This is a genomic window from Streptococcus sanguinis, from assembly GCF_019929145.1.
In the GTDB taxonomy this organism is placed as follows: domain Bacteria; phylum Bacillota; class Bacilli; order Lactobacillales; family Streptococcaceae; genus Streptococcus; species Streptococcus sanguinis_U.
Window position 1 is genome coordinate 729,814 of the sequence record NZ_JAHZOW010000001.1, and the last position, 16,503, is coordinate 746,316.

The following is a 16,503-nucleotide window of genomic DNA, read 5'->3' on the forward strand; positions in this document are numbered from 1 at the left end:
GCCCTAAATTCTGTTAAAACTTAGGGCTAAACTTCACCGGTCATAAAACTCATGCAATAAGCCAAAGAGTTCCTGTTGTTGAGCGAACAAGCTCTGACCGATGGTAGTAGATTTGATGAGGGTTCGTTCCTCTACATTTTCAATCACCTTTTTCAGGGAGGTCTGAGCAAACGGCGATTCCACAACCTTTTGAGCGTTTTGGAAAGGCTGATGGGTCACTAGCTGGAAGCCATAGGAATTATTGAGCAGTGAATATCCAGCCGTTCCAGTCTTCTTCTGATAAGCCTTGCAGAGACCACCATCAATGACAAAGAGCAGACCGCCCCCACGGATAGGCGACTCTCCCTTGCCTGTCTTAACCGGAGTATGACCGTTGACCATCCTAGACTCTTGAGAAAAGAGACCAAATTCTTCCAAAATCAGCTGGCAGATTTTCTCAGAATTACGATAAGAAAAATAAGAATTTTCCACTTCCTTGTGGGTCTCCTTATCTTCAATGAAATAGCGCTCCAAGGTAGTCATCTTTTCTTTGCCAAACAGAGGAGAAAGCTTACCTTTCCAGCAATACCAAATCAAATCAGTCGACAAATCATCACCCACCTCCTTGTTCTTGGCCGACTGTCGAATATGATACTCAAAAAAATCCAGCAATTCCTTGCCCGCATAATGGACTTGATTGAGAATGAAAGGCTGGAATTCTCCTGACGGCTCCAGCGGGATGCAGCCGTGAAAAAGCAAGTGCTGGTTGTAAATCTTATACATAGAGCCCTTGTTCATCAGAAGGCTCATATGCTCCGCCATCTTAAGCGAACTTTGGAATGAGGCCAGCATACTCTCTACTGCTTGATTTTCTTCAGGTGTCAAGGCTGACGGATTTTCCGGATTGATAGTTTGGAAGCAGGTATTAACCAGGGCATGTTTAGTATCGTCAATCGTAACACTTTCTTCCCAATAGTCAATCTTGTCCAGCATAACATGATCCTGCATCTGGAATTCAGGTCGTCGTTTGATGAGCTGATTTTCCAGCTTGAACTGGATAATCGCTAATGCTTGGTGAACCTTTTCCAGCTGCAGAATTTCCTCTTCAGAAAACTCCTGCTCTCTACCGCCTAGAATGGGTCTAAACTTAGGATTAGACTGGTAAGTCTTGTCCGCAAAAAGAGTCAAGGAGCGCAGGTTTAAACCATAATCTTTCTCGATATCCCAGAGATAACCGTAGCGAGCTGCTATGCGCAGCACATTGAGCAAGCAAGCCTTGGAGCCAAAAAAGGCTCCCATCCAGATAATGTCGTGATTGCCCCACTGAATATCAAGCGAGTGAAAATGCTGCAGTTCATCCATGACCTGAGCGCTGCCAGCTCCTCTGTCAAAAATATCTCCAACCACATGTAGATGGTCAATCAACAACTGCCGAATACTTCGGGCCAAGCCCAAAATAAAGGGCACCGCTTCTCTCAGCTCAATCACATAAGTCAGGATATTCTCAAAATAAGACTTTTTATCAGCCAAAGCCCTGTCACTATAGAGCAGCTCCTCGATAATATAGGCATACTGTGGCGGCAAAGCCTTTCTAACCTTGGACCGACTATATTTTGCACCTGCAAAAGCCAGCAAGTTCAAGAGCTGGGGAATGGTTTCCTGATACCAGTCTTGGCCTTTAGTTTCTTCCCCCAGCACTAGCTCAGGATAGGAAACCAGCGCTGACAAGCGGTCTTTATGAGCTTCTGACAAGCTATCTCCAAAACAGTCCTTGATCTTCTCATTGAGGATACCAGCACAGCTTCTCAAAATATAGTCAAAAGCAGCAAACTCCCCGTGAATGTCACTGATATACAGCTCCGTCCCTTTGGGCAGATTCAAAATTGCCTCTAGATTGGTCAGCTCTGTAATGACCTTCTGCCGACTGTCAAATTCTTTCAGTAAAATCCGCTTATATTGCTCCATCATCAACCCTCACTCTATAACCGCTTTTTGCAATCTTCTCTCTTATCTCAATTTCTTTAAATGGTCTTCAATCAAGAAAGCCGTTTCCTCGATTGATTTATCCGTGATATTGATGACATGAGCCCGATACTTTTTAAAGACTTCTTTTGAGTAGTCTAGTTCTTCATATATCTTTTCCAGATCTGTATAGCTGGTTGACTGGGTCAATCCCAGAGAATTCAAGCGATTACTGCGTATCTTAGACAGTTTTTCTGGCTCACATAAGAGGCCGATAATCCGCTCCGGATCAACCTTATCCAAGACCTGAGGCAGAGGGACTTCTGGAATCAAAGGCAGGTTGGAAACCTTATAGCCTTTATTAGCCAGATAAATACTGAGTGGCGTTTTGGATGTACGGGAGACGCCTAGGAGCACTAAATCTGAATCTAAAAAACCTTGTGGCGCCTTGCCGTCGTCGTATTTGACAGCAAACTCAATAGCGGAAATTTTATTAAAATACTCAGTGTCCAGCCGGTGCAGAGTACCCGGCACCTCTATAGGACTGGTGCCCGTCTTTTCTCTGATAATCTCAAAAAATGGATGCATCAAATCCAGATAAGCAAGGCCATTGGCCTTGCTGAACTCTCTAGCTGCAGCAGCTAGCCCACCATCGACCAGTGTACTGATGACAAGGGCATCGTCCTTGATGGCATCGCGCAGAATATCCAGCAATTCTTCTTCTTTGTTGATAAATGGAAAACGATAGCTGTTATTAAAAATAATATCTGGGTACTGGGCTGTCACCGCAGACAATAGCTTCTGCGAAGTCCCCCCCAAAGAATCTGAAATGCTGTAAACAATAATTTCTTTCTTCATGTTCATTCCTCTTACCTATTAACCTCAGCGCTTCTGGCCTCTTGAATAATATAATCCAGCAGAGCTGACTTGGTCACAGTTCCTAAAAGCTTACGTTCATTATCCTTATCCACTACCGGCAGTGAATCAATCGCAAAATCCTGCAAAACTGCTGCCACTTCCAAAATATTCATATCCTTGTAGCAAGTTTTAATATGGGGCATTCGGGTCATGCAGACCGCTACAGGCGTGCTGTCAATGTTAGTATTGAGCGAAGCCCGCAGCAAGTCCTTACGCGACAAAATCCCCAAGAGCAGCTTATGCTCATCAATGACATAGAGAACATCCGCATCATACATAAATAAGGTGATAATGGCATCTTGAATAAAGGAATCATGAGATACCAAAACAGGAGATGTCATAATTTCCGCCACTTCCTTTCGAAAGGTATCGAAAAAGAAAAGCGTCTCTAAATCTGAGCCCGAATATGTGTAACCAACTTTAGGCGTAGCCTTCAAAATCCCAACCAAGGTCAGAAAAGACAGATCCGAGCGCAGGGTCGCCCGAGAAATATCGAGTAATTCAGAGATTTTCTCACCGCTGAGTGGCTGGTGTTCTTTTACAATTTCTACAATTTTCTTTTGCCGTTCACTTAATTTCAAATAGGTCTGACTCCTTCGTTCTTTATAATAGATGATTAGCCTGATTTCGCTTAAAATTTAGGAATTATTGATCATATTTCAATTTCAAACGTTGAAATAATCATCATTTTGTAACACATTATAACAAAAAAAGAAAAATTGTCAATAAAATAGGATGCTTTTTTCTGTTGACAAATATATGTGATGTATATTACAATGTAGTTGTCCTACAATATGACACATATTTCATAATTTTGGAGGTAAATATGGCGAAATGGATTTACTCCTTCGAGGAAGGATGTGCAGATGACAAGGCCCTGCTTGGCGGAAAAGGAGCCAACCTAGCTGAAATGACCAATTTGGGACTGCCTGTCCCTCCAGGTTTTACTATTACCACAGAAAGCTGTATCGAATATTTAGAAAGTCCTTATTTCTTTGAATCTTCTTTAAAAGAAGATGTTTTGAAAGCGGTTACCGATTTAGAAGAGAAAACCGGTAAATATTTCAGCGGCAACGACTCTGCCTTGCTCTTAGTGTCTGTTCGAAGCGGAGCCAAGTTTTCCATGCCGGGCATGATGGACACTATTCTCAATCTAGGTCTGAACGATTTAAGAACCCAGACTCTGGCTGAGCAGACCAATGCTGACTTTGCCTACAACTGCTACCGACGTCTGCTGCAAATGTTTGCTGATGTGGTTTATGGTATTTCCAAGGACGAGTTCGATGACCTCTTGGGCTATTTTGAAAGGAATGCTGGCAAACAGGCCAAGGATTTCACATTGGATGAACATCAAGCATTAATCGACCAGTACAAGCAGCTTTATCGTGAGCATCATCAAACCTTCCCCCAAAGCTCGAAAGAGCAGCTCTATGCTGCTATCAAGGCAGTCTTCAAGTCTTGGAATAACCCCCGAGCTCAGGTCTACCGCAACTTGAATGATATTCCTCATGACTTAGGAACAGCAGTGAATGTCCAAGCCATGGTTTTCGGAAATAGCGACCAAGCCAGTGGTACAGGAGTTGTCTTCACGAGAAACCCCGCCAGCGGTGAGCATCAGCTATTTGGTGAATTTTTGCTCAATGCTCAAGGAGAGGATGTCGTAGCCGGCATTCGAACACCTGAGCCTATCGCTGCACTTGAGACAGCTCTCCCTCAGGCCTATGCAGCTTTCCAAGACTATGCTAAGATTCTCGAAAACCACTACAAGGACATGCAAGATATCGAATTTACCATCGAAAAGGGTAAACTCTATATTCTCCAAACTAGAAACGGTAAACGGACTGCTAAGGCATCTTTGAAAATCGCCTTAGATCTTGTAGACGAGGGCATTATCAGCAAAAAAGAAGCTCTCCAGCGCATATCTCCTACTACGATTAGCCAGCTTATCCATCCTGTATTTGAAGAAAAAGCTCTGCAAGATGCTCCTTTCTTGGCTCAAGGACTGCCAGCCAGCCCTGGTGCAGCAACTGGCGAGATTGTCTTTACAGCTGAGCGTGCCAAAGACTACCACTCCTTGGGCAAAAAGGTCATTTTAGTACGGCAGGAAACTTCACCCGAAGACATTGAGGGGATGGTCGTCAGCCAGGCTATCGTGACCAGTCAGGGCGGTATGACCTCTCACGCAGCTGTCGTAGCCCGAGGAATGGGAACCTGCTGTGTGGCTGGCTGTGGAGAGTTGAACATCAGCGAGGAAAGCAAGACCGTTTCCTGCGGAAATCTTGTCTTGACTGAAGGTGACGTCATTTCAGTTGATGGCAGCTCGGGACGCATTTATAGCGGTGAGATTCCGACCGTCCTAGTCGAAAATGACCAAGAACTCCAACGACTGCTTTCATGGGCAGATCAAGTCGCACAGCTCAAAGTCCGTGCCAACGCAGAGACCGTTCAAGATCTAAAAACAGCTATTAAGTTTGGGGCAAAGGGCATTGGTCTGGCTCGTACCGAACACATGTTCTTTGGTCAGGAGCGGATTTTGGAAATGCGGCACCTGATTCTAGCCGACAACGAATTGGAAACCAGATCCGCCCTCAAAAAACTGCTGGAGTTCCAAGAAGAAGACTTCTATCAAATGTTCCAAGCAGTTCAGGACAAACCTATGATTATCCGCCTTTTGGATCCACCAATGCATGAATTTCTACCTAAAGATTCACAGGAAATCAAGGCTTTGGCTGACAAGCTGCACAAGTCACCAGAAAAGCTGACTCGCCGCATTGAACAGCTGCAAGAAAGCAATCCAATGCTAGGCCACCGCGGCTGCCGTCTGGGTATCACGCAACCAGAAATTTACAAGATGCAGGTCGAAGCCGTCTTCAAGAGTGCTATCAAGCTGAGTCAGGAAGGATTGACCGTCAAGCCAGAAATCATGATTCCGCTGATTGCGGACAAGGCTGAGCTGGACTCTGTCAAAGCTTTTCTCACCCAACATATCAACAAACTCTTTAGGCATCAAGGTCTGGAGCCTTTCCCTTATGAAATTGGCACCATGATTGAACTTCCGCGTGCCTGTTTGGTTGCAGATCAGCTGGCTCAGGAAGCAGACTTCTTCAGCTTTGGTACTAACGACCTGACCCAGATGACCTATGGTTTCTCACGGGACGATATTGGAAAATTCATCGGCCATTATAAGGAGAAAGAAATCCTTCCTTTTGATCCTTTCCAAAGTGTCGACCAAGCCGGTGTTGGTGAATTGATGCGGATAGCTATCAGCAAGGGCCGTCAAGTCAAGCCTGACCTTCCTATCGGCATTTGTGGCGAGGTTGGTGGCGATCCGGCTTCCATCCCCTTCTTCCAGGAAATTGGTGTCACCTACGTTTCCTGCTCTCCTTATCGGGTTCCAGCAGCAAGACTGGCTGTCGCTCAAGCCGCACTCCAAGATGAGAAAGCTTAATTACTTTGCTATTCTAGCTCAAGAAGCTGCTCAACCTAAATTTGGGCAGCTTCTTTTCTTAAGAGCAATCTTCTGTGTGCGTTTTCATAAATAAAAATTTGATTTTTTAAAGACATTTTCAGATAAAAAACGTATAATGAGAGATAAGAAATCATTGAAATTTTAAAAGGAGATTCTTGCAAGCATGGAAAACTATTCTCGCAGTAATAAAAACAAGACAAAATCATCTAAAAAACCTACTAAACAGCATATTAAAACAGGTCTTTCAGCTTTCCAAAAGACTATTGCAACGGTTGCCAGTATCTTATCTATCATCATTGCCAGCATCACGATCATGAATCTGACTGGCCATAAGGATGAAAAATCAAAAACTGATACCAGTAGCTCTACTGCAACGACTACTATTATCAAGGAAATCGAAAAAGAAACAAGCAGCCCTGCTTCAACAACTGCAACTGATACAGCTGCTTCCAGCAGTGATGCAACAGCAGTTGAGACTAGTGCGTCTAGCTCTACGGCTGATACAGCAGCAGGCGACACTACTGCCTCTAGCTCTGCTGCAGATACAGCAACCAACACTCAGACTGAAGCTTCAAACTAAGCAAGCAGCAAACGCCCAGCTCATTGAGCCAGGCGTTTTTTGTATTCATCAAGTAATTATTTGACTATCATTTCCGATACATCTTGACTTGAAGATAGAGGTCATTGTAGGTTCCCAACCATTTAGGGCCCAACTGCTCATAAACTTCCAGATGTTTCATCGTTTCCTCAGTCGGATAAAAAGCCTCATCTTCCTGAGTTTCCTTAGGCAACATGGCCTTGGCAGGAAGATTTGGTGTCGCATAACCAACATAAAGGGCATTTTTATAAGCATTTTCCGGTCTCAGCATAAAGTTAATAAACTGATAGGCTGCTTTTTTATTTTTGACCGTTTTAGGAATGACAATATTGTCAAACCAAAGGTTGCTGGCTTCTGTAGGCACGACATAGCGTAGGTCTTCATTAGCCTCCAGCATCTGACGAGCCTCGCCAGAAAAGGTCACACCGATAGCTGCATTGTTCTGAATCATGTATCCCTTCATCTCATCAGCTACAATAGCCTTGATATTTGGCGTCAGAGTATAGAGCTTGTCGACAGCTTCCTGCAGCTGATTAGCATCTTTGGAGTTGAGACTATGACCGTCTGAGTTCAGACCAATTCCCATGACTTCACGAGCTCCATCAATTATCATGATGGAGTTTTTGTATTCAGGACGCCAGAGGTCATTCCAATGCTCTGGAGCTTTATCAACCATTTTTTCATTATAGACAATACCCAGCGTTCCCCAAAAATAAGGAATCGAGTACTGATTTCCTGGATCGAAAGGCTGGTCTAAAAAGTCAGATCCGATATTTTCCAAACCTTTAATCTGGCTATGATCTAGCTTCTCCACCAAGCCTTCCTTCATCATCTTGGCAATCATATATTCACTAGGAATGGCAATGTCGTAGGTTGTGCCGCCCTGCTTCACTTTTGTATACATGGCTTCATTGGAGTCAAAGGTATCGTACTGGATTTGGACACCAGTTTCCTTAGTAAACTCAGTCAGCAGCTCAGGATCAATATAGTCACCCCAGTTGTAAATGACCAGCTTATCGCTCTCCTTGCTCTGCGTCCGACTTTCGATCTGGTAGCTAACACCCCACAAGACTAAGATAATCAGCAGAATCCCCGCTAAAAATGAATAGAGCTTTCTCATACAGTCTCCTCCTTCTCACGGGTGATAAAGTAATACCCAATTACCAAAGCAATGCTGAAGAGAAAGACCAAGGCTGACAGGGCATTGATTTCCAGAGAAATTCCCTGACGAGCGCGGGAGTATATCTCAACAGACAGAGTCGAGAAGCCATTGCCTGTAACGAAGAAGGTCACTGCAAAGTCATCTAGTGAGTAGGTAAAGGCCATGAAGTAGCCAGCGATGATGGCTGGAGTCAGATAAGGCAGCATGATTTCTTTCAGCATTTGCAATTGGCTGGCGCCTAAGTCATAGGCAGCCTTAATCATATCATCATTCATTTCCTTCAGACGCGGAAGAATCATCAGCACCACAATCGGAATGGAAAAGGCCACATGGCTAGCCAGCACAGACAGGAAGCCCAGCTGGAATTTTGCAGTGGTAAAGAGAATCAGGAAACTGGCGCCAATCATGACATCCGGTGCCACCATGAGGATATTGTTGATAGACAGAAAAGCATCCTGATATTTCTTGCGGGCTTGATAGATATAGATGGCTCCAAAAGTCCCAATCAGCGTCGCAATTAGCGAAGACAGGAAAGCCAGAAAGAAAGTCTGAACCAAAATCAAAATCAGACGCGAATCCTCAAAGAGATTTTGAAAATGGCTGAGACTGAATCCTGTAAAACGATTCATGTCTTCCCCAGCATTAAAAGCATAAGCAATCAGGTAAAAGATGGGAATGTAGAGCACCAAAAAGACAAAGGCCAGATAGAGATTTGCAATTTTTTTCATCGCCCTCTCCTTTCCTTGGTTGCCCACATGGTAAAGAGCATGGCAACAATCAGTACCACACCGATAGTGGAGCCCATGCCCCAGTTTTGAGTGGTTAGGAAGTGCTGCTCAATGGCAGTTCCCAGAGTAATTACCCGATTACCCCCGATTAAGCGAGTCAGCATGAAAAGGCTGAGACTAGGTATAAAGACTGACTGCACCCCACTTCTGACACCATTCAAGGACAAAGGAAAAACAACCCGACGGAAAGTCTCCCAGCGATTAGCTCCCAAGTCGTAGCTGGCATTGATAAGATTAGGATCTAAATCATCCAGAACGTTGAAAATGGGCAGAATCATAAAGGGTAGCTCAATGTAGCTAGCTACAAAGATAAATGAAAAGTCCGTAAAGAGAATCTGCTGCGGTCCTACTCCGATAAAAGTCAAAAATTGATTAATTGAACCATTCTGACCAAAAATACCAATGAAAGCATAAGCTTTGAGAAGGAGATTGATCCAGGTCGGCAGGACAATCAGCATGAGCCAGAGCTGCTTGTGCTTGAGCTGAGTCAAAAAGAATGCGGTCGGATAGGAAATCAGCAGGGTTACAACAGTAATAATCCCTGCATAAAGAACCGAATTCAGACTCATCTTGAGATAGGTCCAGTTCTGCGATGTGAAGTAGGTCTGGTAATTTTCCAGCGTAAACTGGCCTTCAATGTTGAAGAAGGACTTCCAGATAATCATGACAACAGGTGCCAAAACAAAGAGGAAAATCCAGAGCAGGTAGGGCAAGAGAAAAAGATTAGAGGTTGTTTTCTTCATCGCGTTCCTCCTCAATGGCATTGATCAGACCCGCTTCCTGCTCTTCTACTTCTACATATTCTTCGATACGGGCATCGAATTCTTCTTCGGTTTCATTGAGACGCATGATGTGGATATCCTCAGGCTCGAAATGCAGACCAATTTCTTCACCGACAATGGCCTTGCGAGTCGAGTGAATCATCCATTCATTGCCCAGTTCATCATAAGCGATAATCTCATAGTGAACACCACGGAAAAGCTGGGTATCAACTTTAACCTGCAGCTTGCCTTCTTCTGGCAGAGTAATCCGTAAGTCCTCTGGCCGAATCACCACTTCAACAGATTCATTTGGGCGCATCCCACCATCCACTGCTTCAAAGCGCTTGCCGTTAAACTCAACCAGATAGTCCTCAATCATCTTACCTGGCAGAATATTGGACTCGCCAATGAAGGTTGCAACAAAGTGGTTGATGGGCTCGTCATAAATATCGACAGGTGTTCCCGACTGAACAATCTCACCGTCATTCATAACGAAAATCCAGTCACTCATGGCCAGGGCTTCCTCTTGGTCGTGCGTGACAAAGACAAAGGTAATGCCCAGACGCTGCTGCAATTCCCGCAGCTCATACTGCATGTCCGTACGCAGCTTCAAATCCAGAGCAGACAGCGGCTCATCCAGCAAAACGACCCGTGGCTGATTAATGATTGCCCGCGCAATGGCTACACGCTGGCGCTGGCCGCCCGACAGTTTGCGAATAGAACGGCGCTCAAAACCTTCCAGTTGGACCATTTTCAGTACTTCAGCAACCCGCTCTTGAATTTCTTTTTTATCAACCTTGCGCAGACGCAGCGGAAAGGCAACATTTTCAAAAACATTCATATGCGGAAACAGTGCATAGGACTGAAAAACCGTGTGGACGTCTCGTTTATTAGTCGGAATATCATTGATGCGGACGCCATCAAGAAAAATATCCCCGTCTGTCGCATCCAAAAGGCCTGCAATGATGTTCAGAATCGTTGATTTGCCAGAGCCGGAAGAGCCCAGCAAAGTATAGAACTTTCCTTCTTCCAGCTCGAAATTAATATCTTTCAGAACGACAGTATTATTATCTTCAAAAACTTTTGAAACGTTTTTAAACTCGATGATTGGTTTTTTCAATTGTCATAAATTCCTTCTTTCTCGTATTAACAGATTAAGGGTTCTGTCAGACCGCTGCTACCTCGTGAGGGCTGTAAAGGCCCTTTATAAATTCCGTGTCGATAGGCTTTCACCCCCTTACTAAGTTGCAGCCAGCTGCAGTTCCTTATCCAGCATACTTCTACTGGAAATCATATCTGTCTTACAGAGATTCACCAATGATGCGGACTTCGCGCTCCAGAGTAATACCTGAATTTTCCCGCACCCTTTCAATCACATGAGCGATAAGATTTTCATAATCTTGAGCCGTTCCTTTATCGACATTAATCATAAAGCCGGCATGTTTCTCAGATACCTCTACACCACCGATACGATGCCCCTTGAGGCCTGCTTCACTAATGAGCTGACCAGCAAAGTGACCCAAAGGACGCTTGAAAACAGAGCCGCAGGATGGATATTCCAAAGGCTGCTTGAGCTCCCGCAGATGGGTTAAGCGTTCCATTTCCTGACGAATCGTTCTGTGAACACCAGGAGAAAGAGCAAACTTAGCAGAAATAACGATGTCGCCCGTTTCCTGTACCAGTGAGTGACGATAGCCGAACTTCATATCCCGAACGTCCAGCGTTTTGACTTGCCCCTGAGGAGTCAGTACCTTGCAAGATACCAAAACATGAGCAATCTCGCCGCCATAAGCCCCAGCGTTCATAAAGACAGCTCCGCCAACGCTACCTGGAATACCACAGGCAAACTCAAAGCCAGTCAGACTATTCTGCAAGGCGATATGGGTTGTCTGAATCAGATTAGCTCCAGCCTCTGCCTCAATCATATAGCCATCCACCGCTACATTGTTGAGCTTGTCAAACATAATCACGAAACCTCGAATACCACCATCTCTCACAATGATATTACTGGCATTTCCCAGCACCATCCAAGGAATGTCTTCTTGATTAGCAAAATTGACAATGCGAGCCAGCTCATAACGATTGCGGGGAAAAACTAAGAAATCGGCTGCGCCCCCGACCTTTGTGTAGGTGTATTGACTTAAAGGCTCATTGAAGCGAATGTCGATTCCCTCTAATTCAGATTTTAATTTCTCTAGTTTTTGCATGATTTTCTCTCTTTTATGTAAACAAAATACACTCTATTATATCAAAAATCTATGGCATTTACGATAGATTACAAAGAAAAAGCTGAGAAAGGTCAGCTTTTTAATGCTTATAATTGTCTAGTAGTAAAACGCTGTGTTTGACTAGAAAGAGCATTTCTGATGGCACCGAAAGCTAGCTCAGTCGCTAGGGCCTGTAATTCTAAATGATCCATAAAGTGAATTATCCTCCTTTAAGCTAGACCCATTATAGCACAGTTAGGTATAAAAAGATAGGGATATCAAATCCTTATTTTACAAAAAGAAAAAAGAGGTTCATAGAAAACCTCTTGATGATTTATTTTTCTACTCGGACACCCTCAGTATCCACCTGAAGTCGGAAGATTTGCCCCTTGAAATTCTGTTTTTGCAAAAGCTGGTATATCTTTTCCGTCTTGTACTTAGGCGAAAGGACCATCACGGTCGGTCCCGCTCCTGAGATATAGGTTGCATAAGAACCGTTTTTTCTGGCCAAGAACTTAATATCTGAAAATTCCTTGATCAAAGGCTGACGGTATTTTTCGTGGAACAAATCAGACTCGATAGCCCGACCAGCGATTTTCATATCACCTTTTAAAAGGGCTGCAATCGCAACATTGGCAATGGAGCTAGCTGCAACAGCTTCCTTGTAAGAAAGCCGATTTGGTAAGACTTGGCGGCTCTCAACCGTCCGAAGCTCATAGTCTGGGATATAGGCGATGAAGTCTGCGTCCGGAAAGTCCGCTACCACAGCAGATACCTGATTCCTAGACGAGCTAGATACGACCAAATTACCATAAATAGCCGGCGCAACATTGTCAGGATGGCCTTCAATCTTGGTAGCGATTTTCAGTTTCTGATAATCCGACAAATTAAGATGAGCCAGCTGGTTGGCCAATTCAATCCCAGCCACAATGACCGAACTAGAAGACCCAAGCCCACGAGCCAATGGAATATCACTGGTCATTTTCAAACGGCGTGGCTGAATATCTGGAGCCAACTGCAGGGCAATCTTAACCAGCAAATTGCGCCGGTCCTTAGGAATTCTCGGATTGAGGTCGTGCTCAATCACCCACTCCTGACTTTCTTCCAAGACTTCAATTTCCAGATATTTTGACAGGGCTACCCCAACAGAGTCAAAGCCAGGACCGATATTGGCACTGGTCGCCGGTACAATAATTTTCATCTTAATCTCCTAATACTTTGAAGGTATTGAGCAAGTCAAACTCAGCAACTTCTTTGAGCTTAGCAGTGACATTTTCCAGCTGTGTCTTGCTGACAGCATGGGTAATAATCACCACGCGAGCCTTCTCGCCGTCAGTACCTTCCTGCAGAATCTGCTTAAAGGAAATATCCTCAGCATTGAAAATCTCAGCCAAGTGCAGAACTTGACCTTTAGAGTCAGGTGCCAAGATAGAGAAGTAATAGCTGCTCTTCACATCTTCTGGCTTAGCCAGCACAAGCTCACGACTAAATTCATTAAAAGCCTTGCCAACTGTTCCTTCATTCAAACGTCGACTAATACGAACAATATCCGCCACGACACTAGTTGCAGTTGGTTTTTGACCAGCTCCCGGTCCGTAATACATGGATTCTCCGATGCCGATGGACTCAACAAAGACAGCATTCATCACTCCATTGACACTAGCCAGCGGATGCGCTTTAGGCAGAAATGTTGGAGCTACTTCTGCTGCGATTCCTGACGGCGTTTCTTCGATAGAACCAACCAGCTTGACTACATATCCCAAATCTTGAGCAACAGTCACATCTTCTGGTGTGATATGACGAATTCCCTGATGCCCTACATCTTCAAATTTAACATTCATACCAAAGGCAAACTGGCTGAGAATCACCATCTTGTAAGCCGCATCAATACCATCTACGTCATTGGTTGGATCACTTTCAGCATATCCAAGTTTCTGAGCTTCAGCAAGAGCGTCTTCATAAGACCAACCCTCTTCCACCATCTTGGTCATCATAAAGTTAGAGGTTCCATTGACCACACCCAAGATACGAGTGATTTTGTCAGAAGCCAATGAATTAACCAAGGTACGGAGGATTGGAATTCCACCGGCAACAGCTGCTTCATAATAGAGAGCAACATTTTGCTTTTGAGCAATTTCCAGCAACTCTGATCCGTGAACAGCCAACAAGTCCTTATTGGCCGTTACTACATGTTTGCCAGCTTCAAGAGCACGAGTGATGAACGTTTTCGCTGGCTCGATTCGTCCCATCAATTCTACAACGATAGTAATCTCAGGATCCTTCAGAATTTCTTCAACATTTGTGACAAAGTTAAAGTCATTTCCAGCTGCTAAAAGACGATCTTTTTCGTCATCATCTTTGACCAAGACTTTAGCAACCTCAATCTCTGAATGAGCTGCTTGAACGATTTTTTCTCCGTTTTCTTCCAGCAAAAAAGGCACACCGCTGGCCACTGTTCCAAAACCAAGTAAAGCTATTTTAATAGACATGAAGCACTCCTTGAAAATTTCTTGTATAAAAAATATTATAACAAAATTATAAAAAAATGCCTACAAAACTACTTCTTTATTTGTTATAATAGATGTAAATTTCCGCAAGGAATTGTAATTTTTTTAAAAAAGGAGATATTATGACAGGAAAACACCGAGGAAATCGCATGCAGCAACGCAAAGCTAGAAAACGGGCTATTTTACTTTCTCTGACAAGTTTATTACTTTTTCTCGTCCTGATTGTAGGTGGCTTATCTTTACTAGCCAAGCTGCAAAACTCTCACAACCAAAAAGAAGCTAATAACGTGTCAACGAACCAAGTCAATACTTCATCTAAAACTTCGTCAGCACCAACTCGGGAAAAAAAGACAACTTCGGATGACAACAGTAAAGACAAGGTCAAATGGGTCAAGCAAGACCAGCCAGTTCAAGTTCCTATCTTGATGTATCATGCCATTCATGTCATGGAACCATCAGAAGCAGCTAATGCTGGTTTGATTGTAGATCCAGCTACATTTGAAAGCCATCTGAAAGCCTTGAAAGACGCAGGCTACTATTCACTAACACCGGCAGAAGTATACAAGGTACTGACGGAGAATGTCTTGCCAGAAAATAAAAAAGTCGTCTGGCTGACCTTCGATGATAGTTTAAGGGATTTCTATACTAATGCCTTTCCACTTCTCCAGAAATATGACATGAAAGCAACCAATAATGTCATTACTGGATTTGTTCAAGCGGGTCGTGAAGATATGCTGACGCTAGATGAGATAAAGGAAATGAAGGACAAAGGCATGTCTTTTGAAGACCATACCGTCAACCATCCCGACCTTTCAGCGACTGCAGAAGACCAACAAAAAATTGAGTTAAAAGACTCCAAGTCTTACTTAGATAAAGAATTGTCTCAAACTACAACAACCGTTGCCTATCCATCTGGACGATACAGTGATGCAACCTTGCAGATTGCTGAAAGTCTTGGCTACAAGATGGGACTGACAACCAATAACGGACTAGCTTCCCTATCCAATGGCTTGCTCTCACTCAACCGAGTACGAGTTAACCCGACCACTACTGCAGAAGACCTACTAAATGAAATTGCAACCAACTAATCTTAAAAAGCCCGCTTCACTTGAAGTAGGCTTTTTCTATTCCTATGATTATAACTTTTTTCAAACAGAAAAAAAACACCAGCTCCAAAGAACTGGTGTAAAGTTTTATTTAGACTTGATATAGTTGATACCATCCGCTTTGGGAGCAACTGATTTACCAAAGAAAGCGGCTAAAACAATGATTGTCAACGCATAAGGCGCGATACGAAGATAAACCGCAGGTATATGAGCAAGGAAAGGAATCTGAGTAGAAACAACAGCTAGAGCTTGGGAAAGTCCAAAGAAAAGACTTGAAAGCATAGCACCTATTGGATTCCATTTGCCAAAAATCATAGCAGCTAAAGCGATAAATCCAGGGCCGACAATCGTCGTAGCAGAGAAATTAACCGAAGCAGATTGAGCATATAAAGCTCCACCTACTCCTCCCAAAAATCCTGAAATCAACACTCCGTAGTAACGCATGAGATAAACGTTAATCCCTAATGTATCAGCAGCTTGAGGATGTTCACCTACTGAGCGTAAGCGAAGCCCAAATTTCGTCTTAAACATGATGAACCAAGCTAAAAATGAGAATCCAACAGCTATGTAACCCATCAAGCTAGTATTCTTAAAGAAAATATCTCCAATAACAGGAATGTTAGACAAAATCGGAAAATCAAATTTACCAAAAGATAAATCAATATTATTAGTTTGTCCTTTTCCATAAATAGCCTTGACAAGAAAGACAGCTAAAGCTGGCGCCAGCAAGTTCAGTACAGTACCGCTGACAACATGATCAGCACGAAAATTAATGGTTGCTACTGCATGAATCGCAGAAAAAATGAGACCAACTAAACCACCTGCGAGAAGAGAAAGCCAAATAGTCATTCCTCCTAAGCTTTCAGCGAAAGTCAGGTTAAAAACAACTCCTGTAAAAGCTCCCATGACCATGATGCCTTCCAAACCAACATTAACAACACCAGCATGCTCAGAGTAAGCACCTCCAATACTGGTGAAAATGAGAGGAGCAGCATAGACCAGCATATTTGATACAAGTATTGTTAGAATAGCAACAATATTCATCT

14 protein-coding genes are annotated in these 16,503 nt (G+C 43.6%); 3 read left to right on the forward strand and 11 right to left on the reverse strand.

Annotated elements, in window-relative coordinates:
• Positions 1-33 precede the first annotated feature (33 nt).
• From K1I94_RS03600 to K1I94_RS03610, 3 genes are read right to left on the reverse strand one after another with little or no spacing between them, the layout of a single operon-like run.
• The gene (locus tag K1I94_RS03600) at positions 34-1,944 is read right to left on the reverse strand and encodes a fructose-1,6-bisphosphatase (protein ID WP_223314712.1); all 1,911 of its coding nucleotides are present in this window, start codon (positions 1,942-1,944) and stop codon (positions 34-36) included.
• A 42-nt stretch (positions 1,945-1,986) separates the two neighbouring features.
• Positions 1,987-2,805 carry a pyruvate, water dikinase regulatory protein gene (locus K1I94_RS03605; protein WP_002924939.1) on the reverse strand — a complete coding sequence of 273 codons (819 nt, stop codon included), beginning with the start codon at positions 2,803-2,805 and terminating at the stop codon, positions 1,987-1,989.
• 5 nt (positions 2,806-2,810) lie between these two features.
• The gene (locus K1I94_RS03610; protein ID WP_223314437.1) at positions 2,811-3,440 is read right to left on the reverse strand and encodes a CBS domain-containing protein; all 630 of its coding nucleotides are present in this window, start codon (positions 3,438-3,440) and stop codon (positions 2,811-2,813) included.
• Positions 3,441-3,685: 245 nt separating this feature from the next.
• On the opposite strand from K1I94_RS03610, the gene ppdK reads away from it, so the two are divergent.
• On the forward strand, positions 3,686-6,307 hold the full coding sequence (ppdK, locus tag K1I94_RS03615; protein WP_223314438.1) for a pyruvate, phosphate dikinase: 2,622 nt from the start codon (positions 3,686-3,688) through the stop codon (positions 6,305-6,307).
• 184 nt (positions 6,308-6,491) lie between these two features.
• Positions 6,492-6,908 (forward strand): DUF6556 family protein, encoded by a 417-nt coding sequence (locus K1I94_RS03620; protein ID WP_002900470.1) that lies wholly within the window; start codon positions 6,492-6,494, stop codon positions 6,906-6,908.
• A gap of 67 nt (positions 6,909-6,975) precedes the next feature.
• Here K1I94_RS03620 and K1I94_RS03625 read toward each other — a convergent pair whose 3' ends face one another.
• The 7 genes from K1I94_RS03625 to K1I94_RS03655 all read right to left on the reverse strand — a co-directional run bounded on the left by K1I94_RS03625 (position 6,976) and on the right by K1I94_RS03655 (position 14,333).
• The gene (locus K1I94_RS03625) at positions 6,976-8,046 is read right to left on the reverse strand and encodes an ABC transporter substrate-binding protein (RefSeq protein WP_002906674.1); all 1,071 of its coding nucleotides are present in this window, start codon (positions 8,044-8,046) and stop codon (positions 6,976-6,978) included.
• On the reverse strand, positions 8,043-8,816 hold the full coding sequence (locus K1I94_RS03630) for an ABC transporter permease (RefSeq protein ID WP_002900472.1): 774 nt from the start codon (positions 8,814-8,816) through the stop codon (positions 8,043-8,045). Before K1I94_RS03630 ends, K1I94_RS03625 begins: the two co-directional genes overlap by 4 nt.
• Entirely contained in the window at positions 8,813-9,619 is an 807-nt protein-coding gene (locus tag K1I94_RS03635) for an ABC transporter permease (RefSeq protein WP_002895634.1), read from the reverse strand. The genes K1I94_RS03630 and K1I94_RS03635 overlap by 4 nt, the downstream gene beginning before the upstream one ends.
• The gene (locus K1I94_RS03640; RefSeq protein WP_002904388.1) at positions 9,600-10,757 is read right to left on the reverse strand and encodes an ABC transporter ATP-binding protein; all 1,158 of its coding nucleotides are present in this window, start codon (positions 10,755-10,757) and stop codon (positions 9,600-9,602) included. Before K1I94_RS03640 ends, K1I94_RS03635 begins: the two co-directional genes overlap by 20 nt.
• A gap of 181 nt (positions 10,758-10,938) precedes the next feature.
• Positions 10,939-11,844: a UDP-N-acetylmuramate dehydrogenase gene (gene murB / locus K1I94_RS03645; RefSeq protein ID WP_002897679.1), complete on the reverse strand. Its 906-nt coding sequence runs from the start codon at positions 11,842-11,844 to the stop codon at positions 10,939-10,941.
• Between the two features lie 334 nt (positions 11,845-12,178).
• The gene (gene thrB / locus K1I94_RS03650; RefSeq protein WP_223314439.1) at positions 12,179-13,045 is read right to left on the reverse strand and encodes a homoserine kinase; all 867 of its coding nucleotides are present in this window, start codon (positions 13,043-13,045) and stop codon (positions 12,179-12,181) included.
• 1 nt (position 13,046) lies between these two features.
• On the reverse strand, positions 13,047-14,333 hold the full coding sequence (locus K1I94_RS03655) for a homoserine dehydrogenase (protein ID WP_223314440.1): 1,287 nt from the start codon (positions 14,331-14,333) through the stop codon (positions 13,047-13,049).
• Positions 14,334-14,473: 140 nt separating this feature from the next.
• Between K1I94_RS03655 and K1I94_RS03660 the strand changes: the two genes are divergently transcribed.
• The gene (locus K1I94_RS03660; protein WP_223314441.1) at positions 14,474-15,439 is read left to right on the forward strand and encodes a polysaccharide deacetylase family protein; all 966 of its coding nucleotides are present in this window, start codon (positions 14,474-14,476) and stop codon (positions 15,437-15,439) included.
• A 105-nt stretch (positions 15,440-15,544) separates the two neighbouring features.
• On the opposite strand, the gene K1I94_RS03665 is transcribed toward K1I94_RS03660, so the two are convergent.
• Complete coding sequence (locus K1I94_RS03665) at positions 15,545-16,501, reverse strand: ABC transporter permease (protein WP_002900479.1); 957 nt, start codon at positions 16,499-16,501, stop codon at positions 15,545-15,547.
• Positions 16,502-16,503: the final 2 nt, after the last annotated feature.